The organism is Citrobacter sp. W9 (genome assembly GCF_026719375.1).
Lineage (GTDB): Bacteria > Pseudomonadota > Gammaproteobacteria > Enterobacterales > Enterobacteriaceae > Citrobacter > Citrobacter werkmanii.
The window spans coordinates 15,040-29,445 of sequence record NZ_JAPPTE010000033.1; the positions used below are offsets into that span (position 1 = coordinate 15,040).

At 51.5% G+C, this 14,406-nt stretch carries 18 protein-coding genes and 1 pseudogene; 16 read left to right on the forward strand and 3 right to left on the reverse strand.

Annotated features, from left to right (window positions below):
• Positions 1-46: 46 nt before the first annotated feature.
• From OOJ59_RS26300 to OOJ59_RS26345, 10 genes and pseudogenes are all read left to right on the forward strand, one after another.
• Complete coding sequence (locus tag OOJ59_RS26300; RefSeq protein WP_099530128.1) at positions 47-2,035, forward strand: ParB/RepB/Spo0J family partition protein; 1,989 nt, start codon at positions 47-49, stop codon at positions 2,033-2,035.
• A 43-nt stretch (positions 2,036-2,078) separates the two neighbouring features.
• The gene (gene psiB, locus OOJ59_RS26305; protein WP_053389746.1) at positions 2,079-2,504 is read left to right on the forward strand and encodes a conjugation system SOS inhibitor PsiB; all 426 of its coding nucleotides are present in this window, start codon (positions 2,079-2,081) and stop codon (positions 2,502-2,504) included.
• Positions 2,501-3,235 carry a plasmid SOS inhibition protein A gene (locus OOJ59_RS26310; protein WP_048227664.1) on the forward strand — a complete coding sequence of 245 codons (735 nt, stop codon included), beginning with the start codon at positions 2,501-2,503 and terminating at the stop codon, positions 3,233-3,235. The genes psiB and OOJ59_RS26310 overlap by 4 nt, the downstream gene beginning before the upstream one ends.
• Complete coding sequence (locus tag OOJ59_RS26315) at positions 3,232-3,468, forward strand: hypothetical protein (protein ID WP_048227663.1); 237 nt, start codon at positions 3,232-3,234, stop codon at positions 3,466-3,468. The genes OOJ59_RS26310 and OOJ59_RS26315 overlap by 4 nt, the downstream gene beginning before the upstream one ends.
• 173 nt (positions 3,469-3,641) lie before the next feature.
• Positions 3,642-3,791 (forward strand): annotated as a pseudogene (locus OOJ59_RS26320) (DUF5431 family protein); the annotation flags it as partial.
• Positions 3,733-3,858, forward strand: coding sequence for a type I toxin-antitoxin system Hok family toxin (locus OOJ59_RS26325; RefSeq protein ID WP_228719026.1), 126 nt, complete (start codon positions 3,733-3,735; stop codon positions 3,856-3,858). The pseudogene OOJ59_RS26320 and the gene OOJ59_RS26325, both read left to right, overlap by 59 nt.
• A 906-nt stretch (positions 3,859-4,764) precedes the next feature.
• Positions 4,765-5,121, forward strand: a complete 357-nt coding sequence (locus OOJ59_RS26330; RefSeq protein WP_040231230.1) for a hypothetical protein — start codon at positions 4,765-4,767, stop codon at positions 5,119-5,121.
• Between the two features lie 42 nt (positions 5,122-5,163).
• Entirely contained in the window at positions 5,164-5,982 is an 819-nt protein-coding gene (locus OOJ59_RS26335) for an N-6 DNA methylase (RefSeq protein WP_053389747.1), read from the forward strand.
• A 79-nt stretch (positions 5,983-6,061) separates the two neighbouring features.
• Positions 6,062-6,553 carry an antirestriction protein gene (locus OOJ59_RS26340; protein ID WP_053389748.1) on the forward strand — a complete coding sequence of 164 codons (492 nt, stop codon included), beginning with the start codon at positions 6,062-6,064 and terminating at the stop codon, positions 6,551-6,553.
• A gap of 44 nt (positions 6,554-6,597) precedes the next feature.
• Positions 6,598-6,900, forward strand: coding sequence for a DUF957 domain-containing protein (locus tag OOJ59_RS26345; protein WP_099530126.1), 303 nt, complete (start codon positions 6,598-6,600; stop codon positions 6,898-6,900).
• On the opposite strand, the gene OOJ59_RS26350 is transcribed toward OOJ59_RS26345, so the two are convergent.
• Positions 6,897-7,154, reverse strand: coding sequence for a helix-turn-helix domain-containing protein (locus tag OOJ59_RS26350; RefSeq protein WP_040231225.1), 258 nt, complete (start codon positions 7,152-7,154; stop codon positions 6,897-6,899). The genes OOJ59_RS26345 and OOJ59_RS26350 overlap by 4 nt on opposite strands.
• 523 nt (positions 7,155-7,677) lie before the next feature.
• Here OOJ59_RS26350 and OOJ59_RS26355 point away from each other — a divergent pair.
• The 3 genes from OOJ59_RS26355 to OOJ59_RS26365 all read left to right on the forward strand — a co-directional run bounded on the left by OOJ59_RS26355 (position 7,678) and on the right by OOJ59_RS26365 (position 9,687).
• On the forward strand, positions 7,678-7,824 hold the full coding sequence (locus tag OOJ59_RS26355) for a hypothetical protein (protein ID WP_048227658.1): 147 nt from the start codon (positions 7,678-7,680) through the stop codon (positions 7,822-7,824).
• A gap of 54 nt (positions 7,825-7,878) precedes the next feature.
• Positions 7,879-8,448, forward strand: a complete 570-nt coding sequence (locus OOJ59_RS26360; RefSeq protein WP_053069312.1) for a DUF5983 family protein — start codon at positions 7,879-7,881, stop codon at positions 8,446-8,448.
• A gap of 405 nt (positions 8,449-8,853) precedes the next feature.
• Positions 8,854-9,687, forward strand: coding sequence for a DUF932 domain-containing protein (locus OOJ59_RS26365; RefSeq protein WP_099530125.1), 834 nt, complete (start codon positions 8,854-8,856; stop codon positions 9,685-9,687).
• Positions 9,688-9,850: 163 nt separating this feature from the next.
• On the opposite strand, the gene OOJ59_RS26370 is transcribed toward OOJ59_RS26365, so the two are convergent.
• Positions 9,851-10,174 carry a molybdopterin-guanine dinucleotide biosynthesis protein MobC gene (locus OOJ59_RS26370; RefSeq protein WP_180956651.1) on the reverse strand — a complete coding sequence of 108 codons (324 nt, stop codon included), beginning with the start codon at positions 10,172-10,174 and terminating at the stop codon, positions 9,851-9,853.
• Between the two features lie 243 nt (positions 10,175-10,417).
• Here OOJ59_RS26370 and mobA point away from each other — a divergent pair, with 243 nt between their 5' ends.
• The 3 genes from mobA to OOJ59_RS26385 all read left to right on the forward strand — a co-directional run bounded on the left by mobA (position 10,418) and on the right by OOJ59_RS26385 (position 14,283).
• Positions 10,418-10,753, forward strand: coding sequence for a plasmid mobilization protein MobA (gene mobA / locus OOJ59_RS26375; RefSeq protein ID WP_099530123.1), 336 nt, complete (start codon positions 10,418-10,420; stop codon positions 10,751-10,753).
• Between the two features lie 21 nt (positions 10,754-10,774).
• Positions 10,775-13,474: a relaxase/mobilization nuclease domain-containing protein gene (locus OOJ59_RS26380; RefSeq protein WP_099530120.1), complete on the forward strand. Its 2,700-nt coding sequence runs from the start codon at positions 10,775-10,777 to the stop codon at positions 13,472-13,474.
• A gap of 95 nt (positions 13,475-13,569) precedes the next feature.
• Complete coding sequence (locus OOJ59_RS26385; RefSeq protein WP_268063539.1) at positions 13,570-14,283, forward strand: Fic family protein; 714 nt, start codon at positions 13,570-13,572, stop codon at positions 14,281-14,283.
• Between the two features lie 37 nt (positions 14,284-14,320).
• On the opposite strand, the gene OOJ59_RS28310 is transcribed toward OOJ59_RS26385, so the two are convergent.
• A partial coding sequence (locus OOJ59_RS28310; RefSeq protein WP_235635113.1) for a hypothetical protein occupies positions 14,321-14,406 on the reverse strand: 86 nt, incomplete at its 5' end.

The window sequence follows — 14,406 nt, forward strand, 5'->3', positions numbered from 1 at the left end:
TGCACCTCCGCAGAACGCGACAATCATTAAAATGGAGGAAATAACGATGTCAGTAGCAAATGTTAAAGCAAAATCAGCCAAAAAGGCCAACCCGAAGAATAAAGTTATCAGCGCAGAACTGAAAAGCGCGCTTGATTCCGCTGTTATCACATACGTTCCGCTGTCCGATCTTATTAAATCTCCGCTGAACGTGCGTACTATCCCTTACACCGCTGACAGTGTTAAACGTCTGGCTAACTCGATTGAAAACCTCGGGCTTCTGCATAACCTCGTGGTTCACGTGCTGCCGGAGGGCAAATCCGGAGTTGCTGCAGGTGGTAGACGTCTCACCGCACTGAATCTGTTGTGCGAGACGGGACGTATTGGTGCTGATTATCAGGTTCCGGTTAAGTGTGTCAGTGACGAGTTGGCTGTTGAAGCGTCTTACGCTGAGAACAATGAACTGGAGGCGATGCACCCTGCCGAGCAAATTATGGCCTTTGGTAAGCTGGCGGCGCAGGGCAAAACCGCCGCGCAGATTGGTGATGGTCTGGGCTATGGTTCCCGCCATGTTCAGCGCATGTTGAAACTGGCAAACCTTGCCCCAGCACTGCTGGATAAGCTGGCACAGGATGAAATCACTGTTGAGCAGTGTCAGGCTCTGTGCCTTGAATCCAGTCAGGAACGTCAGGTTCAGGTGTTTGACAGCGTCTACGCGCAGTGGGGATCTGTTCAGGCTCATTTACTAAAACGTGCGATCACAGAAACCGAAATTTCTGTTACCAGTTCAGCCTTTCTCTTTGTGGGTCGTGAAGCATATGAAACCGCTGGCGGTGTGGTTCGTGAAGATTTGTTTTCCAAGGAAGAGGGGGCTGGAACGGCTGACAGCGTACTGGTTCAGCGCCTTGTACAGGAAAAACTGGACACGATTGCACTGCAACACGAACTGAGCGAGGGCTGGTCGTGGAGTATGGGTCGTCCAGAAACGGTAAGTCGTTATGGTCAGGACGTGCAAGACTACCTGCTGCTGGAAAAACCAGAAACCGTCTATACCGATGAAGAACAGGCGCGTCTGGATGAACTGAAAGAGAAATTTAGTACGTTTGACAGTGCCTGTGATGAAGCTGACGAGCTTGATGCCGAAATCTGTCGTATGCAGGAAGAAGCAGGACAACGTGCCTGGACGGATGGGATGAAAGCCTCTGCGGGTGTTGTGGTCAGCTACCAGTATGGCGAACTGGTCATTCAGCGCGGTGTCTGCCGTATTGCAGACCTTCCGACAAAAGAGAACGGAGAAACGGAAAGTGGGGAGGATCCTGTACCTGCGGTGACTTCGATAAAAAAAGATATCACCGAAGGGGTTACCGCGCCGCAACTGCTGAAAATGTCGTCTGAAAGGACGCTTGCTGTTCAGGCAGCGTTGATGAACCAGCCAACCAAAGCCGTGGCGCTGCTGGCATGGCGTATGTGTGCTGAGGTCTTTACGGGGCGTGGAGAGCAGGATAATCCATTTGGTGTTCGCGTGACTGTAGGTCATTACTCACAGACCATGAATGCACCGTCGGGCAAGGAGGGTAAAGCATATACCGCAATCCGGACCGAAGGTGAGCGTCTTGAGGCGCTGTTGCCAGAGGGCTGGCGACAGGATTTAACCTCGTTCTTCTCGCTGGATGGTGGCGTGCTCATGTCTCTTATGGCGTTTTGTACGGCCTGTTCCGTTGACGGTGTTCAGACTCGCGATAACGGTCATACCTCCCGAAGTAAACTTGACGCGCTGGAGACTGCGATCGATTTCAACTTTCGCGACTGGTGGCATCCAACCAAAGACGGATATTTCAAAGGCGTTAAGCATGACCAGATTGTCGAATCCCTGAAAGAGGCTGGAATGGAAGGGGCAGCGTCCGATGCGGCGAAGATGAAGAAGGGCGATGCTGCCGAGCTTGCCGAAGATCGTCTGAAAGACAGTTGCTGGGTTCCTGCGTGGTTATGCGCTCCGCAGCCGAAAGCGATTGAAGAAAACCAGACTGAAACTGACCACTCGGCATTAGCCGCCTGATATGGAGAGCCGCCCCGATGGGGCGGCAATAAGGAGATACCCTATGAGTATTCATCATTCCCGTCTTGCCGCGATGACCGCCGAAGAGTTTGAAGCCCATCGAGCAGCGGGTTTTCAGTATCGCAGTGAACTCACTAATGCCGTCATGAATTCCTTCGCGCTTCCTGACAAATGGGACATGAACGGAGAATTTCGCAGTGAGTTCGGCGGCTTGTTTCCGGTTCAGATTCGCTTTACCCCCGAACATGAGCGCTTTGAAGTGGTGGTATGCAGCCCTGGTGAAATCAGTGATTACTGGCTTGTGCTGATTTCCATGTCTCAGGGAGAGCGTCTGGCCTGTGTTCACCAGTCCTCGTTCTTCGATGCCAGTGAAATCAGCCGCATTTTGTGCCAGATCAGTGGCCTTCACTGGGATGGATACGGACTATGCGACATCATGTCTATTCTGAAAGAGGAGATACCAGCATGAGCATTCCACGCCATCTCTCTCTTGTGACGCAACTGCCAGAACGTGAAGCTGCACTCCGTGCCATTATGCACGTTGAGGAAACAACCCAGAAGGACAGGCGGTTCGGTAATCCGCCGCACCCTTATGCCCGGGCCTTTTTCCGGTTCCTGTGTGGGAGCAGCAAAATTAGCGGTCGCGCCATTAACCAGGTACGCGGCGTGTACTGGTACAAGGACGACAAAGTCCCGCTCGCTCAGTATGAGGAAGCATTTGATACTCTGATTCGCTCGCGGGGTCGGCATTGTTATTCACCGCTTGATACCTCGATGGTGACATCGCTGTTTCCGGAGCAGGCGTTCAGTGTGGGAGAGCGTCAGGCAAGCCGTTACCAGCGTGAAGATGATCTATACAGCCGTCAGGAGGCACGCCGAGAAAGAGAGCGGGAAGAGAAGTATGACAATCTGACCGGGCAGGCCGAAATTGACCTGGCATTTCACACACCGGAGACTATCCGCACCTGGTATGCCCACTGGTCACAACAGGATATCCGGGACTACGATCTGGAAAAAATGCTGTGGGCGTGGACAGAACGTTGTCCGTCACTGGCATCTCTGGTTCGCGGGTATAACCTGTCGGCGCTGGAGGTTGTGCTGGATGTTCACGACGTTGCGGGAGCCAGTTCGCCTGAAGAACGCGAGCTTGAACGCTGGATGGTACCGAACAAGATCACTCTTCGGGAGGTCTGGCCGTGAGAAAACGAAACCCGTTCCGCGAGGAACTGAAACTCGCACGCAGTCAGCGTAAGAAGCTGCAGACCATCGTCGACAAACTGAATGATATGTCTGCCGAATGGGCCGACTGGCATGGCGGACTGGAGACAGATTTTTATCTGTTGGCTGAGGCGGTATACCCGCAACTTGCCGTGCTGGATGAGCAGATTACTGAGTGGGCCAGAGGGGAGGGCGATCCCCGGGAAGACGGATAAGCAGGATAAATTAAGACAGTTAGCTGCCTATTCCTGGGCAGAAAGAGGGATGAACGGTATAATGGCGGTGGCGCTTGAGGCTTTTTGCCTCAGGATGTTCCGGTGGTTTGTACCTGTGTCGTGAGGCAGAAAGACAAAAGCCCCAGTTAATTTTCATTAACCGAGGCCCCTGCATGAATCGACACCATCAGGATAGCCTCTTAGATGCCGTAAGGCAAGGAGAAGAAGGCCATGAAACTGCCGCGAAGTCCCGTTATCTGGTGTGTGCTTATAGTGTGTTTAACACTGCTGGCATTCACATACCTGACCCGAAAATCGCTTTGCGAAATCAGGCTGAAGGACGGAGAACGGGAGGTCGCTGCAATACTGGCTTACGAATCCGCTAAGTAGCTAACCCCGGCGGGGGGAAACCCCCGCCATTCAGGGTATCGGATGTTGTCGGACCATTGCCGCAAGCGCTTTTAGAAGGGCTTCCCTGTTCGCAGGGAGGCCCTTTTCCCTGTCTGGCCTGGCATGAACAACCTGCTGCAGGGCGCCCAGCTGGAAGGGCGGGGGAGAGGCGCTGCGCGCCTCCCATCCTCCCCTCCGTTTATGTCCTCATTATGGTCATTTAGTCGTCTTCCGCTTTCTTCCTGCCGTCTGTTTCTCTTTACTCACTTCTGTACCACTTTCCCTGATAGCTGTGCCATTTTCTCCCGGATTTTTGCTGTTTCAAACCAGAAAGGCGAAGAACCCGACCACCTTCGGCTCCCCGTCGCGCCAGCGCGCCAGGTCGTCAGGCCACACTCCGCCAGGGCAGCTGCTTAACGCACCCGCCAGGCTCCGCCGAACCCCTGCGGGTTTCGGGCTATTCGCTAGTGTCCGATGGAGAAGGTCAACCCCACGCTTGCTGCGGCCGTTCCGGCCACGCCGCTCTCACCATCCCGTCGCCGGCGACGGGATTCTGCAGGGCAACATCGCTACGCTGCCGCGTATCGCCGTTGCGGCGGGTCCCGGCTCGTCTTCTCCGTTGTGCGTTCTCCCTTTGAGATCCTCCTCCTGGGTGCTGAATCACGCCACAGTCCTCCTTGTCATCCAGGGCCGCTGCCGCTCTCCAGCGAAAACTTTTTCCAGGTAAAAACTTTGCGCTTCCGCCCCGGATTCCGGCGTCGGCCGGTGGCGTGCTGCACCTGCGGCGAAGGTTCTCAAACGGGTGAAGTGAAACAACCCGGGAAACTTCAGCAGGTTCCCGCAAAACGTCAAAACCGCGGCTCCCGTAACTCAACGGGTGATGTGATTAAAAGAAAGGAGATCCTTATGCACGTATATCAGACCGAACCGACCCACACGCTGGACATGAACGCGACCGCCGAGGCCGAGCGCGCCTACTGGCTGACCCGCGAAAAAGCGGCTGTCACTGCACCCGTCGAAATCGACGTGTACAAGTTCCATGACGCGGCAGGGATGATGCCGCCAATGAACTGGCGTAGCGACACCGCGCAGGACACTGAAACGTTCATGATGCAGGAAATGTATTGCGGGAACGTGACTGATATTTTCGTGCGCTGCGGCAAGCGTTATTTCCGTCTGCGTGATTACAGCCACCTGAATCACGCCGTCATTGTGGCGAAGGTCAAAGCGACCTTCATTCCTGAAAGCCAGAAAACACACTGATACACGGAGCCGCCCCTGAAGGGGCGGCAAGCAGGGGGAACTATGTCACAACTGAGTTTTGCAGAATTTTTCAACCAGGCGCGTGAGTCTGACAACGTTATTCCAATTGTTCCGGTTTCCAAAAAGAAGCCGATTATCGGATTGATGCACGTGGATGCAGCACGTAAGCAGTTTATCCGCCTGTTTAACGATACCGCGCGTTATATGCGCCGCTGGGATGTGTTCTGCGATTTCATCACGCTTTCTGCCAGTGAGCTGGATCTGGCGCGGATTCTTACACCGGAGAATATCGAGCGTAGCCGCAAAGTCTGCGAGCGCTACGAGGCCGCAGATATTCAGAAAATGCATGATCTTTTCATCCTGATGGTGTGCGCGCTCGATGCCAAATTTCATGATTTTCTCGGCGCGATTTTCATGGAGCTGGAGCTGGGATCTAATGGCATGGGGCAATACTTCACGCCGTATTCCGTTCAGTCGATGATGGCACGAATGATGATGCCCGGCGTGAAAGAGTCGATCCGCCGCGAGGGTTTTGTCACCGTCAGTGACCCTGCGAGCGGCGCGGCGGGGATGATTATCGCCTATGCCGAATGCCTGTTAGATGCCGGATATGACCATTCGAATCACATGTTCGGAAGCTGTATCGATATTGACCCGATCGCCGCCGATATGGCGTTTGTTCAGCTTTCGTTACTGGGTATCCCGGCGGAAGTTATCACAGGCAACACGCTGACAATGAACCTGCATCGTGCGCGGTATACCCCGGTTTATTACTGGAACGACTTTAAAAACAAGCTGGAGTTCCAGAGACGCATGAAAGCAATGAAGGACTTTATGTACGGCCTCGATATTGCCGCCTGACATATAGCGTTTGCAGCTGCCGTTCCGGCAGCGCCACTTAAACTGGCCGCCACTGGCGGCCACTAAGGAAAGCCGAATAATGATGACTTCCACAATGATTGCCCCGACTGCCAGCATTGAAATCACTGACCCGCGCCAGCGTCTGGCCTTTATTCCTGAATTATTCTTCACGCCGCAGGGCGACCAGCTGGTCGCCTCCTGGTTACAGGTACATAGCCAGTATGACGGAGGTTTCTGGCGTTACTTTGCCGTTCCGCGTGGTATCAGCGGTCGAATTGACGGATGGACTGAGGACTGTATTACCCGACCGACCGGGTATCTGGTACCGCCGGAAGGGGTGTATCACGTGACCATGCCGGGAAATTACTTCGATGCTGAGGTTTCAGCGGAGGCCGCCGGGATCATTGCGACACTGATGTCCCTCAATCGTCTGAACTGGCAGGTCTATGAAATGGGGGAGCGCATGGCGAAAGTCTGCCAGGGGCTTGTCGATCGTCAGGACGCGCTGAAGGACTATATCAGCATCATCAAACACCCGGAACGCGATCTGATTTACCGGGCCATTGACTGAAAAATCAGGCCCGGCGGTTGCCGGGCCACACCGAAAGAGGACGTATGAGCAAACCCCACAAACTGGAAATCCTGCTGGCGTGGCTGGAGGATAACGTGGCGATGGGCACAGAGATAATTTTTGATGAAGGGGTCGATTCGGGTGATGTGCTTCCGGCAGTTCGCGCGGCGGTTGAACTGCTGAATATGCCCAAAGCGGTCAGTCATCCGCCGCCATGGGATGCTTACTATACTTGTGAAGCCATTGATTCAGAGGAACTGAGCAAAGATGAAGCGCGAGTCTGGAATATGGCGCAAAAATATGTGCAGGACACGTTGCAGGGGAGGTTCGCAGGGAAGGGCCGTTAATCCGGATGGATCGCATCATCGATCATCACATTGAGCATTTCACGCATTTTGTCGCCGCTGGTCCGGTTCTGTCTGAATCGGGGCAGCTGGTCCTGTAGTGATAGCGTCACTGTTGCCAGCGCAATGCTGCGTTTCAGGCGGGGCGCGTTTTCGTAGTCTTTATAGGTTCGCAGGCTGATATCCAGTTGTTCAGCCGCCTTGTCACGGCTCCAGCCGAGGCCTTTTCTCCAGAGTCGAAGCTCGTAACCTGTCATTATTTATCCTTAAAAAAGTGCAGAAATTGCACTTATTTTATAATGAAATTATGGTTTTTTTGAAGGTTAAAAGGTGCAGATATTGCACTTTTTTTGATGTTGAAATTGACAGCGAAAAGAGAAAGGAAAATGCGAAAGGCGCGCCCCCTTCGGCTCCCCTCCGCACGCACGAAAGCCTCTCATTGCTGATGCAGACTGGCATCTCCCGTAAGCGTCTGAAAGGGTCGCAGCAGAGCTGCTTAAGGCCTGATTTTTTCCGGTGTGACGCAGAAAAAATAAGTCCTTAACCCTTGCAGCCTCTTTCGGGCGCTGCCGAATCGTCTGCGCAATGAGGGCGTTTCGTTCTGGCCCGGAAGCCGAAGAAAAAAGAGACGGCAGAAGGAGCCGGGGGGGAACAACTGAAGGCTTGCGTCATCGACGCAGAAAGGATTGCCGGATCACAGGCAATAAAAAAGCAGAGCGCGAACTCTGCTTCTTCCAGACCAGATGCAACTGGTCCTCATCTAAACCAAAGGAGTTAACTATGATTTTCGACCCGCAAATAGTCGCACAGGCGAAGGCGTTTGTAAACGCTCTGAAGAGTGGCCGCCGCGCGCATGTACCTGCGCTGCGATTTGAATACTGGCAGCAGTTCATGACTACCGTGAACGCCGAGTTGGGCTACATCTGACAGCCGCCGCCCCGCAACGGGGCGGCTTTTGAGCGCCATAGCGGAGAATAACCAATGACAAAATATTATCTACAAAATGCGCCACGTGGCGTAACAGCTATTCAGCTTGATAACGGCGAGGAAGCCATTTACCTGAACGGTGAATTTATTGCGTGCTGTGACCTTAATGAACGTGATGATCCTGTTATCGGAATGGGAGAAATTCTTGCAGAAAAAATTGGTGTACCTTTCAGGTTGCTGACGCTTCCCGTTCCTGATGATGAAGAGTGGTCATGGAACGATGTTACCGACTCTCTGAAATGGGGACCTCGTGTTGTGCTTTCACGCATGATGATGCGCCCTGTCCTGGAGTGTTGCATCAATCACATCACACTGGAAGATCATAATATTCTCGACAACATCGTGTTCTGGGATGAAGACAGCGGGTGGTTAATGAATACCGGAGTGGGCTACCTGATTCGGCTCGATGCCGTTACTAACCCGTTACACAGACTGAAAAAAATGGGTATTTCGAGAACCACACGTGCATTCATCTTTTGCGCAATTCGTCAGGCCGATGTCAGCATGATCCACTTCTCTGCCGTGGGCGATCATGTGGAAGGCGCACCTGTTTTTGAATGGTAAGTATTCGCCCGGAAGAGCCGGGCATAATTCCCCACCTCCGGCGCACGGGCTTGCAGCTGCCGTTCCGTCAGCGCCGCCCTGACTGGGGCCGCTTCCGGCCCCAGAAAGGAAACGGGCTTCGCCCGCTGGCTTAATTCCAGCTTCACCTTTTGAGTACTTTGCTCACCGCGTGCTGCCTTACCCGTGAAAGACTCTGGCCCGACCCGGAGTCTATGCAAGGGGACATCACTCACCCGTTCGCACTCCCTCTGGTCGCTTGCGCTGCGGCTTCCTGCTGCACCCTTGCATCTCCTCCTTGCAGGTCAGGCCGTTCGCTTTATCACGGGAACGGCCTCCCGCGATGGTGAATCATCATCAAAAAGGCGACGGCAGAAGCAATTTTTTATCATCATGAGGAGAATCACTATGGCCCGTTTAGCATCTCGTTTTGCATCAATGAATGTCATCCGTCGCGAGCGTCCACTGACGAACGATGAACTGATGCATGTTGTTCCGAGTATTTTCTCCGAGGACAAACATGATTCACGTAGCGAACGCTACACGTACATTCCAACGATTACCGTTCTGGAAAAATTGCGCGAAGAAGGTTTCCTCCCGTTCTTTGCTTGCCAGACACGCACTCGTGATGAAGGAAAACGTGGTCACACCAAACATATGATGCGTTTGCGTCGTGCCGGGCAAATTGCAGGTAAAGAGGTTCCGGAAATAATTCTTTTGAATAGCCACGATGGTAGCAGCAGTTATCAGATGATTCCGGGAATGTTCCGCTTCGTCTGCACCAACGGGATGATTTGCGGGCAGACGTTCGGTGAGATACGTGTCCCGCACAAAGGCGATGTAGTAGAGCAAGTTATAGAAGGCGCATACGAGGTTCTGGGAATTTTTGACGAAATAACAGAGTCACGAGAAATAATGAAAGACACCGCGCTGACACGCGAGGAGCAGGAAATTTTTGCACAGACCGCTCTGGGCTGGCGTTATGATGAAAACTCAGAAGGAAAGCACATACCTCTGGCACCATTCGATTTGCTCAATGTTCGCCGAAATGAAGATAAATCTAATGATCTTTGGACGACGTATCAGCGTGTTCAGGAGAATATGACAAAGGGTGGTTTACTGGGAAAAACAGCGCAAGGAAAGAGACAGCGTACGCGTGCAGTGACTGGAATTGATGGGGATGTAAAACTGAACCGTGCATTGTGGGGAATGGCTGAAATGATGCAAAAGTTGAAGTCATGAATGATGCAATGCGGGAGGAAACTCCCGCTAATTATGGTGCTATACGTGACAAACACAGGTATTGAATCAGTTTTAAACTAATTACACAGTTCGGAATTATCTAACCACTATCGTGGTAAAATAATGCCTCTCATCAGGTTCCAGTTGCTCTCCGTAAAAATTCTTAACTTTCTTTATTCACTGGAGTTTGATTAGAATTTTTATTCGTTCTGTTACGAGATAAACCTGCCCCTTTTGTTGTTTTTTTCTGCTTACTTAATATTTCACGAATAGCTTTAACACTTGTTTGGATACCCACACCCTCTAAAGCCGAACGGATATCATCTACAGAATAGCCTTTATGACCAGAAAGCAAAATTATCTGGTCTTGCAGTTTATTCAATACGTCGGATTTGGTAAGACGTTTCTCGGTTAAATCAGGTAGAGAATCTAACGTCATTTTTGCCATTTCAACGTCTTCCGTTGTGAACCATTTTTTATCTGCCATATCAAATTATTCCTTTCACATATTGCCGCTATGATTTTCATGTAAATCATACCATTGCCAAATGAAAAGTGGCAGTGTCTCGCACTGCCGATGCCGTCAAATCGCCACTAGGCGAAACAGCCAGCGAAGCGTATAATGGCCGAAAAAACGGGACAGGATGTGCATTTGTAATACCGCGCACGCACGATATTACAAATGCCACCTGGTCAGGGCTCCGCCCCGACACCCGAGTAAGGAGCACACATGAGCAACAAAGTATCCCGAAGAGGAAGTGATAAACGGCAAAAAACCGTTATCAAGACTCTGAGGTTTACCCCTGATGAAATCGAAGAAATTGAAGGGAAAGCGGAAGAGGTTGGGCAAAGCGTATCGGCTTACATTCGTAACGCTGCGATGAACAGAAAGGTCATTTCACTCATCGACGACAGCTTTATGACTGAGTTATTGAGGCTGGGAAGACTGCAAAAGCATCTGTTTGTTGAAGGGAAAAGAGTCGGGGATAAAGAATACTCCACGGTCCTTGTAGCAATATCAGAACTGTCCACCACGCTCAGAAAAAAACTTATGAGCAACGACTAGTACGGAGAGAATCAGAACATCATGATCGCGGTTATTCCACCTAAACGACAAGACGGCAAGTCCTCCTTTGGGGATCTGGTGTCTTACGTTTCAGTTCGTGATGAACCGCGCGATGATGATTTGATGGAAGCTGTTAAAGCTTCCGGAACAAAACCAGAAATGCCGCACCGTAGTAGGTTTACTCGTCTTGTTGATTACGCGACTAAACTGCGCGATGAGTCGTTTATCTCACTGGTTGACGTTATGCCAGACGGCGGGGAGTGGGTAAATTTTTATGGTGTGACCTGTTTTCACAATTGCACATCCATTGAAAGTGCAGCCGAAGAGATGGAGTTCTCCGCCCGAAAAGCTAAGTTCGCCCACAACAAAAGCGACCCTGTATTTCACTATATTCTGAGCTGGCAATCTCATGAAAGCCCACGCCCTGAACAGATTTATGATTCGGTCAGTCACACACTTTCCCGCCTCGGCTTAACCGGACATCAGTTTGTCGCTGCCGTTCACACTGACACAGATAACCTGCACGTCCACATTGCTGTAAACCGTGTACATCCGGAGACCGGTTATCTCAACCGTCTCGCTTACAGCCAGGAAAAACTGAGTAAGGCCTGCCGTGAGCTGGAGCTTAAGCATGGTTTTTCGCCCGATAATGGGTGCTATGTGATTGCACCTGACAATCGTATTGTTCGTCGTACTTCGATTGAACGTGATCGTCAAAGTGCCTGGAAGCGTGGTCGTATTCAGAGCCTGAGAGAATACATCGCTGACACTGCTATAGCCGGTTTACGGGAAGCACCTGTGACTGACTGGTCTTCTCTCCATCAGCGTTTTGCTAAAGAAGGTTTGTTCCTGTCAGCGGATAACGGCGAGTTGAAAGTGAAGGATGGCTGGGACAGTGAGCGTCCTGGCGTAACGCTTTCGGCATTTGGTCACGCTTTCGATACCGAAAAACTTATTCGTAAACTGGGTGAGTTTACTCCTCCTGCACAGGATATCTTTTCGCAAGTCCAGGCTGTTGGCCGTTACGAACCTGAGAAAATTACAGTGCCGTCGCGTCCTGAACGAATGACAGAGAAAGATACCTTAACTGACTATGCGACCGCACGTTTACGCGCACCGCTGATTGCACTTGATCAGGACCCGTCGCAACGAACTATACAGTCGGTACATACACTCCTCGCAAAGTCGGGTTTGTATCTTAAAGAACAACATGATCGACTGGTTATCTGTGATGGATATGATCCAACGCGCACACCAGTCAGGGCAGAACGGGTATGGCCTGCGCTAACGAAAGCGGTCCTGGACTCGTATAAAGGTGGCTGGAAGCCGGTACCAAAAGACATTTTCCAGCAGGTTCCTCCTGCAGAACAGTTCACTGGTGGCGGTCTGGAAGCAACTCCAGTTTCCGATCGGGAATGGCGAAAATTGCGTACAGGATCGGGTCCACAGGGAGCCCTGAAACGCGAGATTTTCTCCGATAAGGAAAGCCTCTGGGGCTATGCTGTTTCGCACTGCCGTCAGGAGATTGAAACGCTTATAAGCAGTAAACACTTTTCCTGGGAACGCTGTCATGAACAGTTTGCGAAACAAGGGTTGTTGTTAGTTCGTGAGCAGCAGGGGCTGGTTGTGATGGATGCCTATAATCGCGAACAGACTCCTGTTAAGGCAAGTCATGTTCATCCGGATCTTACACTTGCGCGTGCGGAACCTCATGCTGGTTCATTTGTTCCAGTGCCGGCAGACATCTTTGAACGTGTTAAGCCGGTAAGCCGTTACAATCCGGAACTGGCCGTGAGCGATCGCGATATTCCTGGTATGAAACGTGACCCTGAATTGCGTCGCCAGCGCCGTGAAGCGCGCGCAGCTGCAAGAGAAGATCTGAAAGCCCGTTATGCAGCCTGGCGGGCTAACTGGCAGCGTCCGGATTTGCGTGGTCGTGAGCGCTACCAGGCTATACATGATGAATGCCGGATGCGTAAAGCGCGCATCCGTATCGAACATCGAGACCCTCTGGTGAGAAAGCTGTATTACCATATTGTAGAACTGCAGCGTATGCAGGCTCTGATTACACTGAAAGAAGCTATGAAAGCTGAACGCGCTGAACTCATCGGACAGGGAACATGGTATCCGCCGTCTTACCGGCAGTGGGTTGAAGCTGAAGCGGTGAAAGGTGACAAGGCTGCGATATCACAGCTAAGGGGATGGGATTACAAGGATCGTCGTGGTAATGCAGTGAAATCCACTACAGACAGCAGATGTGTTGTTATCTGTGAACCTGGTGGTACGCCGATGTATTCCGGTGTACCTGGCCTACAGGCTTCACTGAAGAAAAATGGTCGCGTCCAGTTCCGGGATCCGGAGACAGGTCGTCACATTTGCACTGACTATGGCGACAGGGTTATTTTCAGAAACACCGGCGATTACGATTCGCTGAAGCGGGATATGGTCAAAGTCGCACCGGTTCTCTTCAGTCGTTCTCCGACCGTCGCGATGGCACCAGAAGGGAATGATGAACAGTTCAATACAGCATTTGCCAAAATGGTGGCATGGCACAATGTGAACCACCGCGATGAAGCTGAATACCATATCGCACGGCCGGATGTAGACCAGCTACGTGTTGAGCATGAGCAACAATTCACAAATGTGTTGAATCAAAGCAGTTATGCTCCGGATGCTCAAGCTTCACATCAGAATACCTGGGAACCACCGACGCCAAGATAAACAGAGTCAGCCTCTGTATTAAAGCTTTTTTTAACTAGTGATATTGTTATTAAAGGATGTTTTAATAACTATCTAGCTTATTAAAAGGAGCTTTAATGAATCGAGTAACAGGCCACTACAAAACCACCCAAAGCCACAATGAGGCTGTTCATGCCTTTGTGCCATTTCCTCTGCCACCAACGAAACCAGAACTGGATCCCCATGTATGGCAAGAACAAAATACACGAGCTGAACTTGCCCTGGCCAGGCTTTCAGGTATGTCTGGTCTCGTTGCCTCCGGAGAGTGGCTCATTTACAGCGCCTTGCGCCGCGAGGCATTGCTAACTTCCCAGCTGGAAGGTACCCAAGCTACCCTGACAGACGTTTTTGATGACGAAGCAGGTTTATCCGTTGCCAATGCGGATGATGTTGAAGAAGTTACACAATATCTGCAGGCATTCCGGTATGTCCGGGAACAAATTAACTCACCTGAAGGTCTTCCTGTATCGGTGCGGTTGATTACGGAAGCGCATAAGGTTCTTCTCAATGGTATTCGTGGCGCTAATAAACAACCCGGCAACATCAGAACCAGCCAGAACTGGATAGGCGGAACTCGTCCTGGTAATGCGGTCTATGTTCCTCCTCCCCCGGAAGAAGTCACGAACCTCTTGTCTGATCTGGAGCTGTTTATTCACGACCAAAATCAGACGTTACCTCCACTCGTTAAGATTGCCCTGGTGCATGCGCAATTCGAAACTATTCACCCCTTTCTGGACGGTAATGGACGCATTGGCCGACTGCTTATTGCAATCCTGCTGGAAGAATGGTAAGCGTGCAGTGAGAACCGTATTGACGAAGTGAAGCTGGTCAGGCAGGCAGAGTAACCCGCCACGGGAGCAGAGCACCCACCCGGTTCACAGGCCAGTCGGCGATGACATCAAGTACATAATGCA